This window comes from Pseudalkalibacillus sp. NRS-1564, from assembly GCF_050467905.1.
Lineage (GTDB): Bacteria > Bacillota > Bacilli > Bacillales > Guptibacillaceae > Guptibacillus > Guptibacillus hwajinpoensis_B.
Genome location: NZ_JBITPM010000010.1, coordinates 1 through 23,977 on the forward strand (window position 1 = coordinate 1; position 23,977 = coordinate 23,977).

The 23,977-nt window shown below is 42.8% G+C and carries 26 protein-coding genes, 1 rRNA gene, 1 pseudogene and 1 riboswitch; of the genes and pseudogenes, 25 read left to right on the forward strand and 3 right to left on the reverse strand.

What is annotated here, in order from left to right; genetic code table 11:
- Positions 1-66 precede the first annotated feature (66 nt).
- The 9 genes and pseudogenes from rrf to ACIFPW_RS04815 all read left to right on the forward strand — a co-directional run bounded on the left by rrf (position 67) and on the right by ACIFPW_RS04815 (position 6,618).
- Positions 67-183 (forward strand): 5S ribosomal RNA (rrf, locus tag ACIFPW_RS04775).
- 863 nt (positions 184-1,046) lie between these two features.
- Positions 1,047-1,349, forward strand: a complete 303-nt coding sequence (locus ACIFPW_RS04780; protein WP_430242438.1) for an urease subunit gamma — start codon at positions 1,047-1,049, stop codon at positions 1,347-1,349.
- Between the two features lie 15 nt (positions 1,350-1,364).
- Positions 1,365-1,688, forward strand: coding sequence for an urease subunit beta (locus ACIFPW_RS04785; protein WP_430242440.1), 324 nt, complete (start codon positions 1,365-1,367; stop codon positions 1,686-1,688).
- Positions 1,685-3,390 (forward strand): annotated as a pseudogene (gene ureC, locus ACIFPW_RS04790) (urease subunit alpha). Before ACIFPW_RS04785 ends, ureC begins: the two are co-directional and overlap by 4 nt.
- A gap of 12 nt (positions 3,391-3,402) precedes the next feature.
- On the forward strand, positions 3,403-3,843 hold the full coding sequence (locus ACIFPW_RS04795) for an urease accessory protein UreE (RefSeq protein ID WP_430242442.1): 441 nt from the start codon (positions 3,403-3,405) through the stop codon (positions 3,841-3,843).
- Positions 3,836-4,522, forward strand: coding sequence for an urease accessory protein UreF (locus tag ACIFPW_RS04800; protein ID WP_430242473.1), 687 nt, complete (start codon positions 3,836-3,838; stop codon positions 4,520-4,522). Before ACIFPW_RS04795 ends, ACIFPW_RS04800 begins: the two co-directional genes overlap by 8 nt.
- Positions 4,523-4,543: 21 nt before the next feature.
- Positions 4,544-5,161 (forward strand): urease accessory protein UreG, encoded by a 618-nt coding sequence (gene ureG / locus ACIFPW_RS04805; protein WP_194222448.1) that lies wholly within the window; start codon positions 4,544-4,546, stop codon positions 5,159-5,161.
- Entirely contained in the window at positions 5,158-5,967 is an 810-nt protein-coding gene (locus ACIFPW_RS04810) for an urease accessory protein UreD (RefSeq protein ID WP_430242444.1), read from the forward strand. Before ureG ends, ACIFPW_RS04810 begins: the two co-directional genes overlap by 4 nt.
- 18 nt (positions 5,968-5,985) lie before the next feature.
- Positions 5,986-6,618: an urease accessory protein UreH gene (locus tag ACIFPW_RS04815; RefSeq protein ID WP_430242445.1), complete on the forward strand. Its 633-nt coding sequence runs from the start codon at positions 5,986-5,988 to the stop codon at positions 6,616-6,618.
- A 54-nt stretch (positions 6,619-6,672) separates the two neighbouring features.
- Here ACIFPW_RS04815 and ACIFPW_RS04820 read toward each other — a convergent pair whose 3' ends face one another.
- The gene (locus ACIFPW_RS04820) at positions 6,673-7,116 is read right to left on the reverse strand and encodes an Hsp20/alpha crystallin family protein (protein ID WP_194222445.1); all 444 of its coding nucleotides are present in this window, start codon (positions 7,114-7,116) and stop codon (positions 6,673-6,675) included.
- Positions 7,117-7,351: 235 nt separating this feature from the next.
- On the opposite strand from ACIFPW_RS04820, the gene ACIFPW_RS04825 reads away from it, so the two are divergent.
- The 14 genes from ACIFPW_RS04825 to purD all read left to right on the forward strand — a co-directional run bounded on the left by ACIFPW_RS04825 (position 7,352) and on the right by purD (position 21,044).
- Positions 7,352-7,879 (forward strand): DUF2179 domain-containing protein, encoded by a 528-nt coding sequence (locus ACIFPW_RS04825; protein WP_194222444.1) that lies wholly within the window; start codon positions 7,352-7,354, stop codon positions 7,877-7,879.
- Positions 7,880-7,882: 3 nt separating this feature from the next.
- Positions 7,883-8,077, forward strand: a complete 195-nt coding sequence (locus ACIFPW_RS04830; protein WP_303533645.1) for an NETI motif-containing protein — start codon at positions 7,883-7,885, stop codon at positions 8,075-8,077.
- A 78-nt stretch (positions 8,078-8,155) separates the two neighbouring features.
- A riboswitch (purine riboswitch) is annotated at positions 8,156-8,257 on the forward strand.
- A gap of 142 nt (positions 8,258-8,399) precedes the next feature.
- Positions 8,400-8,885, forward strand: coding sequence for a 5-(carboxyamino)imidazole ribonucleotide mutase (gene purE / locus ACIFPW_RS04835; RefSeq protein WP_430242446.1), 486 nt, complete (start codon positions 8,400-8,402; stop codon positions 8,883-8,885).
- Positions 8,882-9,994, forward strand: coding sequence for a 5-(carboxyamino)imidazole ribonucleotide synthase (gene purK / locus ACIFPW_RS04840; protein WP_430242448.1), 1,113 nt, complete (start codon positions 8,882-8,884; stop codon positions 9,992-9,994). The genes purE and purK overlap by 4 nt, the downstream gene beginning before the upstream one ends.
- Positions 9,995-10,019: 25 nt before the next feature.
- Positions 10,020-11,312, forward strand: coding sequence for an adenylosuccinate lyase (gene purB / locus ACIFPW_RS04845; protein ID WP_194222440.1), 1,293 nt, complete (start codon positions 10,020-10,022; stop codon positions 11,310-11,312).
- A gap of 22 nt (positions 11,313-11,334) precedes the next feature.
- Entirely contained in the window at positions 11,335-12,060 is a 726-nt protein-coding gene (gene purC, locus ACIFPW_RS04850; protein WP_194222439.1) for a phosphoribosylaminoimidazolesuccinocarboxamide synthase, read from the forward strand.
- A complete protein-coding gene (gene purS / locus ACIFPW_RS04855) occupies positions 12,048-12,299 on the forward strand; it encodes a phosphoribosylformylglycinamidine synthase subunit PurS (RefSeq protein WP_098446125.1) in 252 nt (83 codons plus the stop codon). The genes purC and purS overlap by 13 nt, the downstream gene beginning before the upstream one ends.
- On the forward strand, positions 12,296-12,979 hold the full coding sequence (gene purQ, locus ACIFPW_RS04860) for a phosphoribosylformylglycinamidine synthase subunit PurQ (RefSeq protein WP_430242450.1): 684 nt from the start codon (positions 12,296-12,298) through the stop codon (positions 12,977-12,979). The genes purS and purQ overlap by 4 nt, the downstream gene beginning before the upstream one ends.
- Positions 12,963-15,188, forward strand: coding sequence for a phosphoribosylformylglycinamidine synthase subunit PurL (purL, locus tag ACIFPW_RS04865; RefSeq protein ID WP_430242452.1), 2,226 nt, complete (start codon positions 12,963-12,965; stop codon positions 15,186-15,188). The genes purQ and purL overlap by 17 nt, the downstream gene beginning before the upstream one ends.
- Positions 15,164-16,576, forward strand: coding sequence for an amidophosphoribosyltransferase (gene purF, locus ACIFPW_RS04870; RefSeq protein ID WP_430242453.1), 1,413 nt, complete (start codon positions 15,164-15,166; stop codon positions 16,574-16,576). Before purL ends, purF begins: the two co-directional genes overlap by 25 nt.
- A gap of 15 nt (positions 16,577-16,591) precedes the next feature.
- Positions 16,592-17,632, forward strand: a complete 1,041-nt coding sequence (purM, locus tag ACIFPW_RS04875) for a phosphoribosylformylglycinamidine cyclo-ligase (protein ID WP_430242455.1) — start codon at positions 16,592-16,594, stop codon at positions 17,630-17,632.
- On the forward strand, positions 17,629-18,189 hold the full coding sequence (purN, locus tag ACIFPW_RS04880; RefSeq protein ID WP_430242457.1) for a phosphoribosylglycinamide formyltransferase: 561 nt from the start codon (positions 17,629-17,631) through the stop codon (positions 18,187-18,189). Before purM ends, purN begins: the two co-directional genes overlap by 4 nt.
- Positions 18,190-18,221: 32 nt before the next feature.
- On the forward strand, positions 18,222-19,760 hold the full coding sequence (gene purH, locus ACIFPW_RS04885; protein WP_430242460.1) for a bifunctional phosphoribosylaminoimidazolecarboxamide formyltransferase/IMP cyclohydrolase: 1,539 nt from the start codon (positions 18,222-18,224) through the stop codon (positions 19,758-19,760).
- Between the two features lie 15 nt (positions 19,761-19,775).
- Positions 19,776-21,044, forward strand: a complete 1,269-nt coding sequence (gene purD / locus ACIFPW_RS04890; protein ID WP_430242462.1) for a phosphoribosylamine--glycine ligase — start codon at positions 19,776-19,778, stop codon at positions 21,042-21,044.
- Here the strand turns inward: purD and ACIFPW_RS04895 are convergent.
- A complete protein-coding gene (locus ACIFPW_RS04895) occupies positions 21,022-21,123 on the reverse strand; it encodes an EYxxD motif small membrane protein (protein WP_337957775.1) in 102 nt (33 codons plus the stop codon). The genes purD and ACIFPW_RS04895 overlap by 23 nt on opposite strands.
- A gap of 68 nt (positions 21,124-21,191) precedes the next feature.
- Positions 21,192-21,437, reverse strand: coding sequence for a YgaP family membrane protein (locus ACIFPW_RS04900; protein WP_226616410.1), 246 nt, complete (start codon positions 21,435-21,437; stop codon positions 21,192-21,194).
- Between the two features lie 87 nt (positions 21,438-21,524).
- On the opposite strand from ACIFPW_RS04900, the gene ACIFPW_RS04905 reads away from it, so the two are divergent.
- Positions 21,525-23,270, forward strand: coding sequence for an adenine deaminase C-terminal domain-containing protein (locus ACIFPW_RS04905; RefSeq protein WP_430242464.1), 1,746 nt, complete (start codon positions 21,525-21,527; stop codon positions 23,268-23,270).
- A 158-nt stretch (positions 23,271-23,428) separates the two neighbouring features.
- A complete protein-coding gene (locus ACIFPW_RS04910; protein WP_430242465.1) occupies positions 23,429-23,803 on the forward strand; it encodes a YerC/YecD family TrpR-related protein in 375 nt (124 codons plus the stop codon).
- Positions 23,804-23,977: the final 174 nt, after the last annotated feature.

Here is a 23,977-nt window from a genome sequence, read left to right on the forward strand (position 1 = left end):
ATAAGGAAGTTCGATTAAGTGCCACCACGTCCTGTGGTGAACACCGAACGGCTAACATCCTGTTAGTCTAGTGATGATGGCGAAGAGGTCACACCCGTTCCCATGCCGAACACGGAAGTTAAGCTCTTCAGCGCCGATGGTAGTTGGGGGATCTCCCCCTGCAAGAGTAGGACGTCGCTGGGCACAAGATGAAAGGCGAGAGACCTGAGGGTTTCTCGCTTTTTTGTATTCAAAAAGTGTAGAAAGCTCGTAAGAGAAAAAAGCTGCAGGAAAGACAATCAAAACTTCTTCGAAAGCTTCGTAGGGGTGGGAGAAGCAAGAAATTCGAGGAAGCAAGTGATGTCAGACCGGAGTGGATATTCGAGAGATCCATGAGGATCTGGCATCGCGCAGCTGACGAAGAAGTTCGCCGCTTATCGCGCCCCGTATGAGAACACGGAAGTTAAGCTCGAGCGCCGATGGTAGTTGGGGGATCTCCCCCTGCAAGAGTAGGACGTCGCTGGGCACAAGATGAAAGGGGAGAGACCTGAGGGTTTCTCGCTTTTTTTGTATGGTTTTTACGTTCGCGGAATTAATCTCAAATTCGCGGAATTATCATGGAAAAGCGCGGAATAAATCTGATTTTCGCGGAATTATATAAAATATCGCGGAATTACCATTCATTTCTAAGTTATTCACCTGATTCATTCACCATCCCCGTATTAAAAGTCCTGCATCTCCATAAAACTAAATTAACACTTGAAAATTTAGCGAGTAATATTTCATAAGTAGGATGATGGGAGAAGCGAATTGCTTCTTCTTTTTTTGTTGATCTTGCTGATTGTCAGTTAATCTAACATATTATTTTTAAATGGATTCATATAGAACATAAAAATTGTATGCGTTACCAAAACCTTATATGTTAAGGATTTTAGGTAGAAGGAATGCTTAACTTAAAATAAGACTTCAATATAAAAATAATCTAAACATATTTTTTAACTTACTATTTTATGTATAATATGAATTATCTTAATTTTCTGTTTCTATGTGCGGGAGGAGAACTTTCATTGAAGCTAATGGCGAGAGAACAAGAAAAATTGATGATCGTTGTGGCGGCAGATTTGGCGAGAAGAAGACAGGGGCGAGGGTTAAAGCTCAATTATCCGGAAGCTATTGCGATTATTACATATGAAGTACTTGAAGGGGCGAGAGATGGGAAGAGCGTCGCAGAATTGATGCAGTATGGAAGAACGATTTTAGCAAGAGAAGATGTAATGGAAGGTGTCCCAGAAATGGTCACAGATATTCAGGTAGAAGCTACTTTTCAAGATGGAACAAAATTAGTAACCGTTCACGATCCAATTATATGAAAGGGGTTCTGAGCATTGATTCCAGGTGAATATAAGTTAAGATCTTCTTCTGTTAGTTGTAATGTTGGGAAAGAATCAATCGAAATTGAAGTAACCAATATTGGCGATCGACCAGTGCAAATTGGATCTCATTTTCATTTCTATGAGGTAAATGAAGCTTTAAAGTTTGAACGTGACCTTGCTTTTGGGATGCATTTAAATATTGCTGCAGGTACTGCTGTCCGCTTTGAACCAGGTGACGCTAAAGAAGTCACGCTAGTCGCGTTTTCAGGTGATCGAAAGGTGTTTGGACTAAATAATAAAACAAACGGTTCGTTAGATAGAGAGGTAGATCAATGAGTTTTGAACTTTCAAGAAAAGCCTATTCTGATATGTTTGGTCCGACGGTTGGGGATCAAGTTCGGTTAGCAGATACAGAATTGTTTGTTGAAGTAGAACGAGATGAAACCTCTTATGGTGATGAAGTGAAATTTGGTGGAGGCAAGGTGATTCGCGATGGAATGGGTCAACATCCACTTGCTACGAGAGGCGAATCTGTAGACCTTGTTGTAACGAATGCGTTGATCATTGATTATACGGGGATCTATAAAGCGGATATCGGTGTGAAGGATGGTCGTATTGCTTCAATTGGAAAGGCAGGTAACCCTTATTTGATGGACAGCATTGATATAGTGATTGGTGCTTCTACAGAGGTTATTGCCGCAGAAGGAATGATCGTAACAGCAGGTGGAATTGATTCTCATATACATTTTATATGTCCACAATTAATCGATACCGCGATCGAGTCTGGAATTACGACGATGCTTGGAGGAGGGACAGGTCCAGCGACTGGGACAAATGCGACAACTTGTACTCCAGGGGAGTGGAACATTCACCGGATGCTTGAGGCAGCAGAAGCTTTCCCTGTTAATCTTGGGTTTTTGGGCAAAGGGAATGCCTCAGGTGAAGAAGCTTTACGCGAACAAATAGAAGCGGGTGCGATAGGCTTGAAGCTTCATGAGGACTGGGGAACGACTGCTGCTTCCATTGACACGGCATTAACCGTGGCGGATGAATATGATATTCAGGTCGCGATTCATACCGATACATTAAATGAGGGTGGTTTTGTAGAAGATACCTTAAACGCAATTGATGGCCGCGTCATTCATACTTACCATACAGAAGGCGCAGGCGGGGGCATGCCCCGGATATTATTAAGGCCGCTTCTTATGAGCATATCCTTCCATCCTCGACGAATCCTACTAGACCATTTACAACAAATACAATTGCGGAGCATCTTGATATGTTGATGGTTTGCCATCATCTTGATTCTTCCGTACCGGAGGATGTGGCATTCGCTGACTCAAGGATTCGAAAAGAAACCATTGCTGCAGAAGATATTTTGCATGATATGGGTGTTTTCAGCATTATTAGTTCAGATTCACAGGCAATGGGACGAGTTGGAGAAGTGATTTCAAGAACGTGGCAAACGGCGGATAAAATGAAAAAGCAACGTGGGGCATTTCCAAAGGGTTCAGAAAACGATAATGAGCGGGTGAAACGTTATATTTCAAAATACACGATAAATCCGGCCATTGCGCATGGTATATCAGACGAGGTGGGGTCCATAGAAGTAGGGAAACTAGCGGACTTTGTTCTATGGAAACCTGGTTTTTTCGGAGTAAAGCCCGAACAGATCGTGAAAGGGGGGATGATTGCTTGGAGTGTAATGGGGGATCCGAATGCATCGATTCCTACTCCTCAACCAGCTCTCTATAGGCCGATGTTTGGCCAATACGGGAAAGCGAAATTTAGAACCTCCATTACCTTTTTATCACAATCGGCTATTGAAAAAGGTGTTCATAACCAGCTTTCGCTGCAGAAAATCATTCGTCCTGTTCAGAATATTCGTAAGCTAAAAAAGAAAGACATGAAGTATAACGGTGAGACTCCTGATATTCAGGTGGATCCACAAACGTATGAAGTCGTGGTGGATGGTGAGCTAGTTACGTGCGAACCGGCAACGAGCGTACCGCTTGCACAAAGATACTTTTTATTTTGAGGTGGTAAACAGATGATCATTAGTGAGATAAAAGGAAACCTTCGTGACGAAAAGGATACGCTACCCCATGTAGAAAGAGTTTATCTTCGAAGTGATGAACTTGTGAAACGAATTCAGCGAGTAAAGACCGATCACGGAAAAGAGCTTGGGATTAAACTATCTAAGCCAAAAGATTTAGTCGATGGTGATATTCTGTATCGTGCAGATGACAATATGATTATTGTCAGTGTGTTGGAAGATGAAGTGATCGTCATTTATCCTAATTCTTTGAAACAAATGGGAGAAGTCGCTCATATGCTAGGCAATCGCCATTTGCCAGCACAATTTGAAGGAGATGAGATGATTGTGCAGCATGATTATCTAGTTATTCAGTTGCTAACAGAATTAAATATCTCTCATGTGCTTGAAAAACGAAAAATGAAAGAAGCTTTTAAATACATTGGACATGACTAATGCGCTCTTTCCGATCCTTCAATTAAGTGATTCTCAGTTTCCATCGGGGGCCTTTTCGCATTCGTTTGGAATAGAAACATATATTGCAAATGGCACCATTCATGACTCTTCTTCATTTCAACATGTTCTTGAGCTTTTTCTAATGAATCAGCTAGTTTATACGGATGGACTTGCCTGTCGGTTTGCGTATGAAGCCTTAGAAGTGGATGACACGGATCGTCTATGGGAGCTGGATCAATCATTGTATGCGTTGGGGATGGCTAGGGAGACCCGAGAAGGGAATAGAAGAATTGGGAATCGCTTAGTTAAGGTAGTTTCCACACTTTATCCGAACGCGATATTTAATCAGTATATCGTTGCAATGAAGGAGAAAAAGGTGTACGGCCATGGGGCACTGGTATTTGCGATTGTATGTTATCACCTTGGTATTGATGTTGAAAGTGCGGTTTCATGCTACGGATTTGCAACTGCTTCGTCACTCGTTCAAAACGCGGTTCGAGGCGTCCCGCTTGGTCAAACAGAAGGACAGCAAATTCTAGTTTCAATTCAGCCACTTTTAACAGATTGTGTGAAGCAGATTATGTCTCTTGAAGACAGGGACTTTGGAATTGGCGCTCCTGGCCTTGAAATTGCACAAATGAAGCATGAGGCGATCAATGTTCGTCTATTTATGAGTTAATGAAGAAAGGATGATTGAAAAATGAGTGAACCCATACGAATAGGAATTGGCGGACCAGTTGGCGCTGGCAAAACACTATTAGTGGATCGCTTAACAAGAGCGATGAATAACGAATTTAGTATGGCTGTCATCACAAATGATATTTATACGAAGGAAGATGCGATGTTTTTGAATAAGAACGGGATTTTGCCTTCTGACCGCATCATCGGCGTAGAAACAGGAGGATGTCCGCATACGGCGATTCGAGAAGATGCATCGATGAACTTTGCTGCTATTGATGAATTGAATGAACGTCATGAAGATCTTGATCTTATTTTTGTTGAAAGTGGTGGCGATAATCTAGCTGCAACTTTCAGTCCTGAGCTTGTTGATTTTTCGATTTATATTATAGATGTGGCGCAGGGAGAGAAAATCCCCCGTAAAGGCGGTCAGGGGATGATTAAGTCGGATTTATTTATTATTAATAAAACGGATCTTGCTCCTTATGTTGGCGCCAATCTTGATATCATGCGAGAGGATACGTTGAAATCAAGAGGAGATCGTCCATTTTTCTTTACTAACTTAAAGGATGAAACTGGCGTTAGTGATGTTGTACAGTGGATTAAGGAGCAGGCGTTTTTTGTAGGACTTGAGCAGTGACATATACAGGTTATCTGAAGTTAGAAGCATCTGATCGATATGGGAAATCCGTGCTTTCGGATGCTTACTATAACGGTGTTTTTAAGATTTCACGCCCTACTTACAATGAGGAAGGACTTCCTCTGTTGCAAATGATTCATGTAGGTGGAGGATATGTAGACGGTGACACGTATTATACGGAAATTCTTGTGAAGGAGAAGGCTCGGTTAGCTGTTACAACGCAGGCTTCCACTAAGGTTTACAAAACACCAAATAAGCAAGTTATACAAAAAGCGTTCTATAAATTAGAAGAGCATAGTGAATTACATATGAAGCTGGATCCGCTCATTGCTTATCGAGATGCTCGCTTTACGCAGGAAACAGAAGTACACATGGATGAAAGTGCTGTTTTCTTTTTGACAGACATTGTAACGCCGGGATGGTCAAAGGATGGCGTCCTCTTTCCTTATGAGTGTGTAACCTCTAAGGTGAAAATCTATCAGAATAAGAATCTCAAAGTATATGATCATTTACGGTTGAAGCCTGAAGAAGATATGAAGAGGTTGCTTCAGTTAGAGGGGAACACCCATATCGGTTCATTGTACTTTATTCATCCGAACGTAACAGGAGAGTGGATAGAGAAGTTAAGAGAGTACCTTGCTTCGTTCGGTGATACTCATTTCGGAATATCGTTGTTGCAGGTTCCGGGGTGCTGTTTCCGAATTCTTGCGAAGCGAACGGCACATATTGAGACGGTTTTTGCTGCTATCGAAACGTTTATTCATAACACCATTTACAAGAGGAGTGCGATATCCTGGCGGAAGTAGTGTATACAGGAGGAAAAAATGGACGCTAGTTTATTATCAATTTTAGTTATTGGATTTCTACTTGGAATCAAACATGCTATTGAACCAGATCATGTAATAGCCGTATCGACCATTGCGAGTAAAACGCGTAGTTTGTGGAAATCTTCATTAGCTGGAGTGTATTGGGGGATTGGACATACCACCACGCTTTTCCTAGTAGGAATCCTTCTATTTCTCTTCAATACGACGATAACAGATACATGGGCGATGTTGCTTGAGATGATTGTTGGATTTATGCTCGTATTTCTAGGGATAAAAGCCTTACGTACAAAAACGGAAAGTACAGGATTGAAAGGAAACCATACATACGTACAGTTTGGAGTGATCGGGTTTATCCATGGATTAGCTGGAAGTGCCGCGATGATTTTGTTAACGATGAGTACGGTTGAAACGATGTTTCAAGGAGCTATCTATATACTAGTGTTTGGTGTAGGGACATGTGTTGGTATGCTCGGGTTTACAACCATTCTTGGACTTCCGTTCGTCGCAACGAGGAAGCAGTTAAAGCTCAACCATCGATTAACTCAAGTGACTGGGATTCTCTCAGTCGGGTTTGGATTCTATTATATTTATCGTATTGGTATAACTGATGGATTATTTAGCTTCTTATAAAGTGATTCATAATAAACAGAGACGATCGATATCGCTTATCGATCGTCTCTGTTTTTAGGTTTCATCTGATTCTACGTCTTTAATCTTTAATCGTTTTTTCTCTTCCTTCGATTCAATAAGTCGGTGAAGGTGAATTAAGAGTATGCCCCTACTGTAACTCGCATCAATCGGTTTTTCACGAACGGGGAATGGTAACTCAACGATGCGTTCGAAGGGACCGTGCTTATATTCTTCCTGAACATTACGATAACCTTTAAGGTTCATCGCTGTTTGGCCTTTTACCTTAAGTGTCCGATAATGGATATACACGTCAACATCATCAATTTTCTTAATGCCAGGAAGATAAACTGTGCAGATGAGTTCGTTTCCAGCTTCATAGAGATTAACAAGAGGTCCATTTGATACGAACATATCCTGAAAATCCGTCCAAAAATCATCTCCCATAAATTTATTCATTTTATTGCGCCAGTCATACATCTGTCCCCAATGGTCTCCCATGAGGTCACCTCCTGGGCTTTTTGCCAGTATATGCACCGAGAAGTGGAATGTTAAAAGAACGTACTGCTGGTTTAAACCCTTTTGAGAAGTGAATGGGAAAGATATAGGGGAAGTTTGGAAAAAATAGTCGAAAATTATTAGTCTAATTCGATAAATATCGCATGCGGTTTCAGGTTTCCTCGTGTTATGCTAGGGAAAGTTCGAGTTTGAACGATAAGGGAAAAGGAGGATGGACATGCTGGATACAGGTCTTGGCATGGTTTTGACCATTTTTGTTATTAATATCTTTTATGTATCGTTTCTCACGATGCGTACGATACTTACACTTAAAGGTCAGCGATACCTTGCAGCTGTTACAGGAACAATTGAGATTGCGATATATGTTGTAGGGCTTGGTCTCGTCCTCGATAATCTAGGGCAAATTCAAAACGTTATTGCATACGCCCTTGGTTTTGGTGTAGGAATTATCGTTGGGATGAAGATTGAAGAATACCTTGCGCTTGGTTATATTACAGTGAATGCCATCACAACAAAGCTTGAAGATGATATTCCCAATAAATTAAGAGATGTCGGTTACGGTGTTACACATTATCTTGCGCACGGGCGTCAGGGAGAACGTCTTGTCATGCAAGTTCTAACATCGCGTAAATCGGAGCGTAAGCTTTATCAGGCTATTGAGGAACTTGATCCTAAAGCCTTCGTTATCTCTTATGAGCCCCGTACCTTCCAGGGTGGATTCTGGGTTAGAAAAATTCGGAGGTAATGTATGGAAAAGAAAGCGAAGAAAAAGAAGTTTGAAGTTAAAGAAAATGAATCACTTTCTGACTGCTTAAAACGAATGGACGATGAAGGATACATGCCCGTAAGACGCCGGGAAGAACCAGTCTTTAAAGAAGGTAAGGGTTCTAAAGAACCTGAGCTATGCGGTCAGAAAATTGTTTTTGAAGGAAAGTTAAAGTAAAAACCGAACATTAGACTAAATATAAAACGCATCGTTCGATTTTCGTTGACAGTTGAACGTCGCTCTTGTTACTATGTAAGAGGAGCAAAAAGGATACCTCATATAATCTTGGGAATAAGGCCCATAAGTTTCTACCTGACGACCATGAATCGTCGGACTATGAGGGGGAAAGTCGTGTTTTGCATATGCGCAGAACAGGATGGATGTGTTTTCGCCCGAGGTAGAAGCTTCTTCTAAGTAAATAGAAGAATTCTATCTCGGGCTTTTCTGTTATTTTCACACTATTTCGATTAATTAGCACCTTCATTTAAGGAGGAATAGCATGAACACAAAAGTTGGCGTCATCATGGGGAGCACTTCGGATTGGGATACGATGAAGCATGCCTGTGACATACTAGAGGAGCTTCAAGTGCCATTTGAGAAAAAAGTTGTTTCGGCTCATAGAACGCCGGAATTGATGTTTGAATATGCAGAATCAGCAAGAGAACGCGGTTTGAACGTCATTATTGCGGGAGCAGGTGGTGCCGCTCATTTACCAGGGATGGTCGCTGCTAAAACGACACTGCCAGTCATCGGCGTACCTGTACAATCGCGGACGTTAAATGGATTAGATTCGCTTCTATCAATCGTGCAAATGCCAGGTGGCGTGCCTGTTGCGACAGTTGCGATTGGAAAAGCGGGAGCGAAAAATGCAGGACTACTTGCTGCGCAAATACTAAGTACAGCTGATGAAACGATCGAGAAGAAGCTTAGCGACTATCGAAATCTGATGAAAGAAACAGTACTCGAAAGTAGTGACAGCTTATGAGGAAAACCATTTTACCCGGTAGCACAATTGGGATTCTAGGCGGTGGACAATTAGGAAGAATGATGGCGTTAAAGGCAAGAGAGATGGGCTATCAAATCGCCGTTCTCGAACCGAAAAAAGATTCTCCCTGTGGCCAGGTGTCTGATCATGAAGTGGTTAGTGGATATGATGATTTGGATGGCGCTCGTAAGCTAGCTGATTTAAGTGATGTGATCACTTATGAATTTGAAAATATTACACACGATACTGCAAAGTGGTTGGAAGAAAATGCGTATATGCCTCAAGGTGGAGAATTGCTTCGCGTAACGCAGGATCGCTATGTTGAGAAGACAGCGATTCAGAAGTCGGGACTTCAAGTAGCACCTTTTGAAGCAGTCGATTCTCATCAAGATCTCAAGGGTGCGCTCGAGAAGATCGGTCTCCCTTCAGTCCTTAAAACACGTACTGGTGGTTACGATGGAAAAGGCCAGTGGGTTTTAAAAACAGAAAAAGATGTTGAAGCTCTCTCTTTTCCTAATGTACCTTGCATTCTGGAGAGTTGGGTACCGTTTCAAAAAGAATTGTCAGTGATTGTGACACGCAGCGTAACTGGGGAAACAACGACGTTCCCTGTAGGTGAGAACGTTCATGTGAACAACATTCTTCATCAAACCATCGTTCCAGCTCGAGTAGACGAAGCGGTCATAACGAAAGCGGATGAGGTCGGAAAGAAGATTGCAAATACCCTACAGCTTGTCGGTACACTTGCAGTTGAGCTGTTTCTTAAAGATAATGAGATTTATGTAAATGAGCTTGCACCACGACCACATAATTCTGGCCATTATACGATGGAGGCATGTGAGACTTCGCAATTTGAACAGCATATTCGAGCAATATGTGGACTACCACTTGGAAGCACTGAACTTCTAAAGCCGGTTGTCATGGGGAATTTGCTCGGTCAGCACATCACACCGCTAATGGACAGTATAGAAGAGCTCGGTGATGCAAAGCTTCATTTATATGGGAAAGACGAAGCAAAGCCTAATCGGAAGATGGGACACATTAACTTTCTTGCACCTTCAACAGAAGAAGCAATTAAGCGAATGAACTCATGGAAGTTATGGCAGTAAAGACAAGAGACCAGGAGGACTTACAATGATTGAACGTTATACCCGCCCCGAGATGGGAGCTATTTGGACAGAAGAAAACCGCTATAACGCGTGGCTTGAAGTCGAGATCCTAGCATGCGAAGCGTGGGCAGAACTTGGCATTATCCCAAAAGAAGATGTACAAAAGATCCGTGAAAATGCCGGGTTCAATGTCGATCGCATTCACGAAATTGAAGAGGAAACGCGCCATGATGTTGTGGCATTCACAAGAGCGGTATCTGAAACGCTTGGAGAAGAACGGAAATGGGTTCACTACGGTTTAACATCAACGGATGTCGTTGATACAGCACTGTCTTATCAGTTGAATCAAGCGAACGACCTTCTGATTAAAGACATTGAGAAGTTCATTGAAGTCCTAAAGGCTAAAGCGCAGGAACATAAATACACTGTCATGATGGGAAGAACGCACGGTGTTCACGCAGAACCAACAACATTTGGTCTGAAATTGGCGCTATGGTATGAAGAAATGAAGCGTAACCTTGAACGATTCAAAACAGCTTCAGATAACGTTCGTTTCGGCAAACTATCTGGTGCAGTTGGAACATATGCCAACATCGATCCATTTATCGAGCAGTATGTTTGTGAAAAGCTTGGCTTACAACCAGCACCGATTTCAACCCAAACGCTTCAGCGCGATCGTCATGCTCATTACATGTCGGCTCTAGCACTTGTGGCAACATCCATTGAAAAGTTTGCTGTTGAAATTCGTGGTCTACAAAAGAGCGAAACGCGTGAAGTAGAGGAGTTTTTCGCAAAAGGACAAAAAGGGTCATCCGCAATGCCGCATAAGCGTAACCCGATTGGTTCTGAAAACATGACTGGCATGGCGCGTGTGATTCGTGGCTATATGACGACAGCTTACGAGAACGTTGCTCTTTGGCACGAACGTGATATTTCTCACTCATCAGCAGAACGCGTTATTCTTCCGGATGCAACGATTGCGCTCAACTATATGCTGAATCGTTTTGCAGGAATTGTTTCGAAACTAACGGTCTTCCCTGAGAACATGAAGCGCAACATGACAAGAACATACGGCTTGATTTACAGCCAGCGCGTTCTTCTTTCTCTTATTGATAAAGGCATGGCACGTGAAGCTGCCTATGATCTTGTTCAACCAAAAGCAATGGATGCTTGGGAAAGAGGCATTCAATTTAGAGAGCTTGTTGAAGCTGACCCTAAGATTACAGATCAGCTGAGTGAAGCAGAAATTGAAGATTGCTTTGACTACAATTACCACCTAAAGCCGGTGGATATGATTTTTGAACGTCTCGGACTTTAATTAAGCATCGGAGGGGATCACCATGGAAAAGCAAACATTGTTGTACGAAGGAAAAGCGAAGAGAATTTATGCAACAGATGAAGCGGAGGTTGTCTGGGTCGAGTATAAAGACTCAGCAACCGCTTATAACGGGGAGAAGAAAGCAACAATTACAGGCAAAGGTCGCCTGAACAATGAAATTACAAGCCTGCTCTTTGATTATTTAAAAAGTGCTGGAATCCAAAGTCATTTTATTGAAAAGCTTTCTTCTACTGAACAGCTTGTGAAACGCGTTTCGATCATTCCACTCGAAGTGGTTGTTCGAAACATCGCAGCTGGGAGCTTTTCCAAACGCACGGGTGTGGAAGAAGGGAAGTTACTAAAACAGCCGATCGTTGAATTTTATTACAAGAATGATGACCTTGGTGATCCTCTTCTTACGCTTGATCATGTGTTAGAACTTGAACTTGCAACAGAAGAAACCGTTCAAGAATTAAAAGAACGCGCGTTAAAGATCAATACGCTATTACGCGAATACTTCCTTGAGCGTGACGTGAAGCTCGTTGATTTTAAATTAGAGTTTGGTGTAACACCGGAAGGCAAGATTATGTTGGCGGATGAAATCTCTCCAGATACTTGCCGCTTATGGGATAGTAAAACGAATGAGAAACTAGATAAAGACGTGTTTCGAAGAGATATTGGAAATTTGACAGAAGCGTACGAACAAATTTTAACTCGCCTGGGGGGCTCCGAATCATGTACAAAGTAAAAGTCTATGTAACGTTAAAAGAAAGTGTTCTAGATCCACAAGGAAGTGCCGTAAAGAATTCATTGCACAGTCTTTCGTATCATGAAGTGGAAGACGTACGGATCGGGAAATACATGGAACTCACAGTGAAAGATACGGAAAACCTTGATCAGCGAATTAAAGAAATTTGCGAAAAGCTTCTTGCGAATACGGTTATTGAAGACTACACCTACGAAATCGAGGAGGGAGTCGCACAGTGAAATTTGCGGTGATTGTGTTCCCGGGTTCTAACTGCGATGTGGATATGTATCACGCCATCAAAGATGAGCTTGGAGAAGAAGCGGTTTATGTCCGGTACGATGAGCAAAATCTAGCAAACTATGATGCGATCCTTCTCCCAAGCGGTTTCTCTTACGGAGATTACCTTCGAAGTGGTGCCATTGCACGCTTTGCACCGATTATGACTGAGGTCGTGAAGGCAGCTGAAGCAGGGAAGCCAATTCTGGGTGTTTGTAATGGATTCCAAATTCTCTTGGAAGCAGGTCTGTTACCAGGAGCAATGAAACGAAACAAGAACTTGAAGTTTATGTGTCGACCGGTTACTCTTCGCGTTCAAAACAATGAAACAATGTTTACTTCAGCTTATGAGAAAGAAGAAGAAATCACGATTCCAATTGCGCATGGTGAAGGAAACTACTATTGCGATGAAGCAACGCTTGCAACACTGCAGCAGGAAAATCGAATTGCGTTTACCTATGCCGATAATCCGAACGGCTCGGTTGAAGATATAGCTGGAATCGTAAACGAAAAGGGCAATGTCCTCGGGATGATGCCTCACCCCGAACGAGCGGTAGATGAGCTATTAGGAAGTGCAGATGGATTAAATCTATTTAAATCGATACTACGTAACTGGAGGGAATCCCATGTCACACATGCATGAACCAACACCTGAGATGATTAAAGACCAAAAGCTCTATAGTCAGATGGGTTTAACAGATGACGAGTTCGGTATGGTGGAAGCGATTCTCGGCCGTACACCGAACTATACGGAGACGGGGCTATTTTCTGTTATGTGGTCGGAGCACTGTAGCTACAAGAATTCAAAGCCAGTGTTAAAAAAATTCCCTGTTACGGGTGAGCGTGTTCTTCAAGGTCCTGGTGAAGGAGCCGGAATCGTTGATATAGGTGGTGAACAGGCGGTGGTATTTAAGATTGAAAGCCATAACCACCCGTCAGCTATCGAGCCGTATCAAGGTGCTGCAACAGGAGTTGGCGGCATTATCCGTGATGTCTTTTCGATGGGGGCACGTCCTATTGCCCTTCTTAACTCGCTTCGTTTCGGAGAGCTGAGCAATCCAAAAGTGAAGTATCTTTTTGAGGAAGTTGTAGCCGGAATTGCAGGATACGGAAATTGCATTGGTATTCCAACAGTTGGTGGGGAAGTTCAGTTTGATTCTTCTTACGATGGAAATCCTCTTGTAAATGCGATGTGTGTTGGCTTAATTGATCATAAAAACATTCAGAAAGGGATCGCATCAGGAGCTGGGAACACGGTCATGTACGTTGGCGCGAGCACGGGACGTGACGGGATCCACGGCGCAACCTTCGCATCTGAAGAATTGACAGATGCTTCTGACGAAAAGCGTCCTGCCGTTCAAGTTGGTGACCCATTCATGGAAAAGCTTCTGCTTGAAGCATGCCTTGAACTTGTTCACTGCGAGTCACTTGTCGGTATTCAAGATATGGGAGCAGCTGGACTAACGTCTTCAGCTTCCGAAATGGCGAGTAAGGCAGGCATGGGACTTGAAATGAATCTTGATGAAGTGCCACAGCGTGAAAAAGGAATGACGCCATACGAAATGATGCTTTCTGAATCTCAGGAGCGTATGCTCGTTGTTGTGAAAAAAGGTCATGAAGATGAAATTAAAGCTATAACAGATCGCTGGGGTCTTTTAGCGAAAGAGGTTGGTGTAGTAACGGAAGATAAGCGATTCCGTCTCCTTCATAAAGGAGAAGTCGTTGCGGACGTTCCTGTCGATGCATTAGCAGAGGAAGCACCTGTTTATCACAAACCATCTCGTATCCCAGAATATTATATTGAAAATCAGCAGCTTCATAAGCCAATTCCAAATGTGGAAGACGCGAAGGAAATGCTCTATACCTTGTTAAGTCAGCCGACAATTTCAAGTAAGGAATGGGTTTTTGATCAGTACGACTATATGGTGCGAACAAATACAGTTGTGTCACCTGGGTCAGATGCGGCTGTTGTTCGAGTGCGTGGAACAAACAAAGGGTTAGCGATGACAACGGACTGTAATTCCCGTTATTTATATCTTGATCCTGAAGTAGGCGGTCAAATTGCAGTTGCAGAAGCAGCGCGTAACATTGTCTGCTCGGGTGGCGAGCCACTAGCGATTACAGATTGCTTAAACTTCGGTAACCCTGAGAAGCCAGAGATCTTCTGGCAAATTGAGAAAGCGACAGACGGAATGAGTGAAGCGTGTCGTATGCTGAACTCACCAGTTATTGGTGGGAATGTCTCACTTTATAATGAAACAAACGGCATCGCTGTTTATCCAACACCGGTTGTTGGAATGGTTGGCCTTGTCCACGATCTAAATCATGTGACAACACAAGCCTTTAAAGAAGAAGGAAACTTAATATATATGCTAGGTGAAACGGGAGAAGATTTTGGCGGTAGTGAGCTTCAAAAGTATCTTGATGGTAAGATCTCAGGTCAAGCTCCTACACTTAATCTTGAAATTGAAAAAGAACGTCAAAACCAACTTCTAACTGCGATTCAAGACGGACTTGTTGAATCAGCTCACGACCTCGCAGAAGGTGGCCTTAGTGTTGCACTTGCGGAATCGCTCATTGGAACAGAATTTGGTGCTAATGTACGGATTGACGGAGATACGACAACAGATCTTTTCAGTGAAACACAATCTCGTTTTCTTGTAACCATCAAGGGGGAACATCAGCAGGCATTTGAGCAGCGTACAGGAGCGAAGTTGATCGGTGAAGTAACCGGTACTGGCGTATTAACGATTATGCACGAAGATGAAACACATATCTTCGATGCTCCGGTTCAAGAGCTTGAAGCAGCCTGGAAAGGAGCTATTCCATGTTTGGTGAAATCAAAGGCTTAAATGAAGAATGTGGCGTATTTGGTATCTGGGGTCACCCTGATGCTGCTTCGCTAACGTATTACGGACTGCATAGTTTACAGCATCGTGGTCAGGAGGGAGCGGGCATTGTCACAACTGACGGTGATCGCCTCTATAATCATAAAGGACTTGGATTAGTGAATGATGTGTTCGGACCTGGTGATCTTGATCAGCTTGAAGGCAATGGTGCGATTGGTCACGTGAGATATTCGACAGCTGGTGGAGGCGGGTATGAGAATGTTCAACCTCTTGTTTTCCGCTCTCAGAACGGTGGCCTTGCGCTTGCGCATAACGGAAACCTTGTAAATGCGAATGCTCTTAAGCATCAGCTTGAAGGACAAGGAAGCATTTTTCAGACGACATCAGACACAGAGGTATTGGCTCATCTTATTAAACGAAGCGGCTACTTGAGTCAGCGTGAAAAGGTTAAGAATGCTCTTACAATGGTGAAGGGTGCTTATGCCTTTATTATGATGACAGAGAAAGAAATGATGGTGGCGCTAGATCCACATGGCTTAAGACCACTATCACTTGGTATTTTAGAAGGGGCTTACGTTGTTGCTTCAGAAACGTGTGCGTTTGATTTAATCGGTGCGCAATATATTCGTGACGTACAGCCTGGTGAGCTTTTGATTATTAGTGAGAACGGACTTGAATCAGAGAGGTTCTCGTCTTCAATCTCACGTGCGATTTGCTCAATGGAATACATTTATTTCTCTAGACCGGATAGTAACATTGAGAATATTAATGTTCACACAGCACGTAAAAAGCTTGGTAAGCAACTCGCTAAAGAAGCCCCGATTGAGGCAGATATTGTAACCGGAGTGCCGGACTCAAGTATTTCAGCAGCAATTGGCTATGCGGAAGAATCTGGTATTCCATATGAAATGGGATTAATTAAAAACCGCTATGTTGGCAGAACCTTTATTCAACCTTCTCAAGAGTTGAGAGAACGTGGTGTGAAAATGAAGCTTTCGCCTGTTCGAGGAGTTGTTGAAGGTAAGCGTGTTGTTATTGTCGATGATTCGATTGTACGTGGTACAACTAGCAGACGAATCGTGACGATGCTTCGAGAAGCGGGGGCAAAAGAAGTTCACGTTCGAATCAGTGCGCCACCAATTATTAGCCCATGCTACTACGGCATTGATACATCCAATTCGGGTGAATTAATAGCGGCGAAGATGAGTGTAGATGAGATGTGTGAAGAAATTGGAGCCGATTCACTGACGTTTCTGACAACGGATGGGATGACTACAGCGATTGGAAGAGAAGAAGACGGCTCGTCGTGCGGTCAATGCCTTGGCTGCTTTACAGGAAATTATCCGACTGAAATTTATCCTGATACCGTACATCCTTACGAAAAAGTCTAACTGAAGGAGGCCGTTATGGCACAAGCATACAGGCAGGCAGGCGTTAATATAGAAGCAGGTTATGAAGCGGTAGATCGGATCAAACCGCATGTGAAAAAAACGATGCGTAAGGGAGTTATGGGAGGACTTGGTGGCTTTGGTGGCATGTTCGATCTGTCAGAACTCAATTATGAGAAGCCAGTTCTCGTTTCAGGGACGGACGGAGTAGGCACGAAACTCATGCTTGCGATCCAACTCGATCAGCACGATACAATTGGGATTGATTGTGTTGCGATGTGCGTAAATGATGTTGTCGCACAAGGCGCAGAACCGCTCTATTTTTTGGATTACATTGCAACAGGTAAGCTTGCACCAGAGCGGATCGAACAAATTGTGAAAGGCGTTGCAGAAGGCTGTTCACAGGCAGGGTGTGCTCTTGTTGGTGGTGAAACAGCTGAAATGCCTGACATGTACCAAGAGAATGATTATGACCTTGCTGGGTTTACAGTTGGCGCTGTAGAGAAGTCTCAGTTGATTACAACAGAGAATGTGACAGAAGGCGATGTTCTCATTGGCCTTGCATCAAACGGTATTCATAGTAATGGCTTTTCCCTTGTACGTAAAGTGCTTCTCAAGGATAATGATATGGATTTGAAAACGTCATATGACGAACTTGGTATGACGCTTGGAAATGCTTTGCTGACACCGACTCGTATCTATGTTAAACCTGTTCTAAATGTTCTTCAATCTAACACTGTTCATGGGATTGCACACATTACAGGCGGAGGTTTTGAAGAGAATATTCCGCGTATGCTTCCTGAAGGACTGGCTGCACAAATTGATTATGGTTCGTGGCCGGTTCCTCCTATTTTTGATTTGATCGAAAAGAAGGGAAGTCTCGCTCGTAAGGAAATGTTTACAACATTTAATATGGGTATAGGGATGGTCCTTGCTGTTCCAGAAGATGTTGCGGTTAATGTCATCAAAGCACTTGAGCAGGATGGTGAGCGTGCTTATATGATTGGACGCGTTGTAAAGGGAGAAGGAATCGAATTCGGAGGCGGTGACTTGTCGTGAAGAAGCTAGCCGTATTCGCATCTGGGAGCGGCTCGAACTTTGAAGCGATTGCCGCAGCGATTGAAAAGGGACAGCTTGAAGCAGAAGTGGCCCTCGTAGTCTGTGATCGTCCTGGAGCTAAGGTTGAAAAAAGGGCAGAACGCTTTGGCATTCCTGTCCTTTCCTTTTATCCTAAATCGTATGAATCGAAAGCTGACTTTGAAACATTTATTCTTCAGCAGTTACATGATGCTGGTGTTGAGTGGATTATTCTCGCAGGCTATATGAGGTTAATCGGTCCAACGTTGCTTCAAGGTTTCGAAGGAAGAATTGTGAATATCCACCCATCTCTTCTTCCTTCTTTCCCTGGAAAGGACGCAATCGGACAAGCATTTGAAGCAGGTGTTAAAATCACTGGCGTAACCGTTCATTTCGTGGACGAGGGAATGGATACCGGAAAAATCATTGATCAAGACAGTGTTCGGATTGATGAGGGCGACACGAAGGATGACCTGGCAAATAAAATCCAGGCAGTAGAGCATCTTTTATACCCTGCCGTCATCCGTTCCCTTCTTTAGGAAAAAAACAAAAGGTAGTAGGAGGAATCATTATGGCTATTAAACGTGCGTTGATTAGCGTTTCTGATAAAACAGATATTACAGCATTTGCAAAAGGACTTGCGGACAAAGGGGTCCAGGTGATCTCAACAGGGGGGACAAAGCGTGCTCTAGAAGAAGCTGGTGTAGACGTGATTGGCATCTCGGACGTAACTGGATTTCCGGAGATTCTCGATGGGCGCGTAAAAACCCTTCATCCAAACGTACATAGTGGTCTTCTAGCTGTGCGTGATAATGAAGCTCATCAGAAACAGTTGGATGATCTTAATATCAAGCCAATTGATCTTGTTGTTGTGAATTTGTATCCTTTCCAGGAAACAATCGCAAAACCTGATGTTACTTATGAAGAAGCGATTGAAAATATTGATATTGGTGGACCGACGATGCTTCGTTCTGCTGCAAAAAATCATCGGGACGTAACAGTTGTAGTGGATCCTTCTGATTACAATCGCGTTTTGCGACAAGTTGAAGAAAATGGTGATACAACCGGAATTCTTCGTCGTGAGCTTGCTGCAAAAGTATTTCGCCATACAGCTTCATATGATGCTGTGATTTCGGAATATTTAACTGCTCAATCAGGAGAAGAAGAGCCTGAGTCACTTACGGTAACATTTGAAAGGAAACAAACGCTTCGCTATGGTGAAAACCCCCATCAAAAAGCTGTTTTCTACAAAAAACCTTTATATACTGGAGCTTCACTTGCTTCAGCAGAGCAGTTAAATGGTAAAGAGCTTTCTTACAATAATATTAACGATGCCAATGCGGCGCTTAATATTGTGAAGGAATTTGATCAGCCGGCTGTTGTAGCTGTGAAACATATGAACCCGTGCGGAGTTGGTACTGGTGAAACGGTTGTACAAGCTTATCAAAAAGCATATGAAGCTGATTCCACTTCGATTTTTGGTGGGATTGTCGCGATTAATCGTGAAGTGGATGAAGCAACAGCGCTTAAGTTAAAAGAAATTTTCCTTGAAATTATTATGGCACCTTCGTTTACAGAAGAAGCTTTAGCTGTGTTAACGAAGAAAAAGAACCTTCGTTTATTGAAGCTTGATGTTTCTGCCTCTCCTGCGATTGAACATCAGTTAACTTCCGTAAATGGTGGCCTTTTACTTCAAGAGCGTGATCGTTATGGATTCGATGAAGCTGATATTTCGGTTCCAACCGATCGTGAGCCGACAGAAGAAGAGTGGGAAGCACTGAAGTTAGCATGGAAAGTTGTGAAACATGTGAAATCAAATGCTATCGTTCTAACGAAGAATGACCAAACGATTGGAATTGGTGCAGGACAAATGAACCGTGTCGGTGCTGCGAATATTGCCATCGAGCAAGCAGGTGAGAAGAGCAAGGGATCAGTTATGGGTTCAGATGCTTTCTTCCCAATGGATGATACTGTTGAAGCAGCAGGTCGCGCTGGTGTAACAGCTATTATTCAACCTGGCGGCTCCATTCGCGATGAGGACTCCATCAAGAAAGCGAATGAATATGGCATTACAATGGTCTTTACTGGCATTCGTCATTTTAAACATTAAGAGGAGGTTTTTCGAGTGAAGGTATTGGTAATTGGTCGCGGTGGCCGCGAGCATGTAATGGCATGGAAAGCGGCGGAAAGCAGCCTTGTTGATCAAGTCTTTGTCGCTCCTGGTAATTCAGGTATGACGGATGTTAGTCAGCTTGTGGCAATTGAAGAGAGTGATCATGAGGAACTTGTTGCCTTCGCAAAAAGGGAAAACATTGATTTAACGCTTGTTGGCCCTGAACAACCTCTTCTCGACGGGATTGTAAATCGCTTTGAGGAGGAAGGACTCCGTGTATTTGGCCCAAGACAGGAAGCGGCCTTGATTGAGGGAAGTAAAACGTTCGCCAAAGAATTAATGGTTGCGCATAACATTCCTACCGCATTTTCTAAGTCCTTTACTGACTATATCGAAGCGAAAGCTTATGTTGAAAAAGTCGGGGCGCCGATCGTCCTAAAAGCAGATGGACTTGCTGCAGGTAAAGGTGTTGTGGTGGCAATGTCACTGGAGGAAGCACTTGAAAGCCTTCATGACATGATGGAGAACAATCAGTTTGGTGCTGCTAGTGAACGTGTTGTAGTAGAAGAATTTCTAGAGGGTGAGGAATTCTCTTTAATGGCTCTTGTCGAAGGTGATCGTGTTTACCCACTCGTTATTTCTCAAGATCATAAACGTGCTTTCAATGGTGACGAGGGTCCAAATACAGGAGGGATGGGAGCCTATTCTCCTGTTCCGCAAATTTCTCAAGATACTGTGGATCATGCGGTTGAGACGATTTTATGTCCTGCAGCAAAAGGAATGAAATCAGATGGCCGCTCCTTTACCGGAATTCTCTATGCTGGCCTTATGTTAACAGTTGATGGACCGAAAGTGATTGAATTTAATGCGCGCTTTGGTGATCCAGAAACGCAAGTCGTTCTCCCAAGAATGACATCAGACTTCGTCCAGGCTGTCCTTGATCTCCTCGAGGGTAAAACACCTAAGCTTGAATGGAGCGAACAGTCCGTTATTGGTGTTGTCGTTGCTTCAGGTGGCTATCCAGGTAGCTATGAAAAAGGCAAGGCGATTACTGGGCTTGATCAGGTTGGATCAGAGTCTCTTGTTTTTCATGCCGGAACAAAACAAATCGGTGAAAAACTAGTGACAGACGGGGGTCGTGTACTACTTGTTGCTTCTGCAGGTGATGATTTGAGAGAAGCGAGTCAGGTGGTATATAAAGAATTAGAAAATGTAAAAGTAACGGAAGGCTTCTATCGAACAGACATTGGGCATCGCGCTATTTCACACGTTTCTTCCTAATATAGGCGAACGCAATCGCAACGATACTTCCAATAATCATCGTATAAATTAACCATGTATCTGTTATATACTCGAGCATAAATAGACCTCCTTTTGATAAGGTAGATGAAACTTCCCTGAATGCAGGGAAGTTTTTTTATGAAAACGTTAAGAAGGATTAATCACTCTTTCAAGTGCCGTTTCATCTGGATCAAGTTTTTCATCGGGGGTCATGAGGTCAACGATGGGGCAATACCTCGTATGTCCTTCAGCTACTTTCATGGCACCGATTGCGGCGATTATCCAGGCTGATTTGGATTCTTCTTTAGAAAGCTTTGCGGTTGAATAAGCAAGAAGTGTGAATCCGGTAGCTAGTCGAACAAAGGCATTCATCATACTAATGTTTGGCTTCAATTGAAAAACTCCTTTCTTCATTCACAAATCTAAAGTAGCAACGTGTCGAAATTATGTTAAAATAAAGAAAACTTCTTGAAGCGGGTGATGGTTTTGGCAAAACGAAAAAATTTATGGACAAAGCAGCAATTACGACAACACGTTCAAGTAGTGTCTGGAGAACTGCCTCCATCGATCGTTTTTTACAATGCAACATATTTAAATAATGGACTTAAAAAATGGGTTACATCGAATATATGGGTATATGAAGATCGTATTGTTTACGTAGGCGATGATCTTCCTGAAAAGCACCCGTCAACTGAATGGATTGATTGTTACGGGAAATATCTCGTGCCAGGTTATATTGAACCACATGCACATCCATTTCAACTATATAATCCCCTTACGCTTGCGCGATATGCATCTCAGCGGGGAACAACAACAATGATGAATGATAACCTTTTATTCCTTCTAGGTTTGACAAAAGAGAAAGCGCTTACATTAATTGAGAATTTAGATCAGTATCCCGTTTCGATGTATTGGTGGGCGCGATATGATTCACAAACACAGCTTCTCGATGAGGAGGCCATTACGAATAAAAATATGAAGGAATGGCTGGCACACCCACTTGTGATACAGGGTGGAGAGCTTACCGCATGGCCTGATGTTCTCGGGGGAGATGATGAAATATTAGAATGGATGCAGGAGACGAGAAGACTCGGTAAACCAGTGGAAGGACATCTTCCAGGTGCTTCTCTCGCAACATTAACGAAGATGGGGCTTCTTGGCGTTTCATGTGATCACGAAGCGATGACAGGAGAGGAGGCGCTACGTCGCTTAGAGATGGGTATGATGACGTCACTCCGTTATTCTTCGATAAGACCTGATCTACCTGTCATTCTCGAATCATTGCTGAAAAAAGGAGTTACTTCCTTTGACCGCGTTATGATGAATACAGATGGATCAACGCCTTCATTCCTGGAAAATGGCACAACGGACAAGTTAATTGCAATAGCACTTGAGAAAGGAGTCCCTTCAGAAGATGCGTATTCTATGGTGTCATATAATGTCGCAAACCATTACGGTATAAGCGATACGCATGGTATGATAGCGCCGGGTAGAGTGGCTCACATTAATATTCTTGCGTCAAAAGAAGATCCGCTCCCTGTCTCTGTTCTAGCGCGTGGAAAATGGTTAAAGCGTGATCGTGATGAAGTAGAACAAGATTGGTCTTTTGATTGGGAAGATCATGGACTTTCTCCACTTGATAATTCGTGGGAAATCCAATCAAACGATTTAACTTTCTCTGGTCCGGCAGGAATTGAAATGGTGAATGCTGTTATTACAAAGCCTTATAATCTATCTGTCGAAACGTCAGTTGAAGAGTTACCTTCAGGTTCTGATGAAAGCTTTATGATGCTTCTCAGTCGTGAAGGGAAATGGCGTGTAAATACGATCATTAAAGGCTTCGCTAATCAAGTGAAAGGATTTGCAAGCAGCTTTTCGAATACGGGTGATTTTATTCTGATTGGGAAAAATAAAGCGGATATGATGACAGCTTTTAATCGAATAAATGAAATTGGTGGGGGGATCTCTCTTGTAGAAGATGGAGAAGTTATATCCGAAATTAAACTTCCTCTCATGGGCAAAATGTCTGATCTTCCACTTGAAGAACTAATCAAAGTTGAAAAGAGAATGATACAAGAACTAGAAGATAGGGGCTACTTATATAAAGATCCCGTTTATAGCTTGTTGTTCTTTTCTTCAACACATTTACCTTTTATTCGATTGACGCAGCAAGGAATTTATGATGTAAAAAGGAAAATGGTACTTTTTCCTTCGATAATGCGTTAAACTATAACAAAGTAACCTCTTAACGGAGTGAAGTGCATGATTTTATTCGGTTGAATTGTTAAAATGAATATAAAGCTTTATAAATAGCACATCAAGATGAACGTTACAGAATGCAACATATAGACGAAACATACTTAAGTAAGGAGAGTGGATTTAGAATGCAAATTGATAAACTTCGAGGTAAGACACTTGACCAACTTTTTGAAGCGATTCTTTCATTGAAAGATCTTGAAGAATGCTATTTGTTCTTTGATGATCTAGCGACTGTAAATGAGATACAATCGCTTGCTCAGCGTTTGGAAGTAGCAAGAATGCTACGTGAAGGGTTTACGTATCATAAAATTGAAACAGAAACAGGCGCAAGCACCGCAACGATTTCCAGAGTAAAGCGCAGCTTGAACTATGGAAACGATGGCTATCAAATGACGCTTGATCGTGTTCACAATAAAGAGCAGAAAATGAGCCGGCTTCCGGCTCATTTTTGTTTTGGTTGGCGTGTTGATGGATATTTGCCTTTTCGCGGATATATTTGAGAAATCGCGGAAATAATGATCGATTTCGCGGATAAAATGAGATTATCGCGGAAATATCGAGGAAATCGCGGAATTATGGATTTTAAATGGTTGCAGGTGTTTGTGGGGGCTAAACGGGCGCTTCTGCTTTTCGTGATCCAGCTGCAGCCTCCAGACCCTCTGTCACTTCACCCT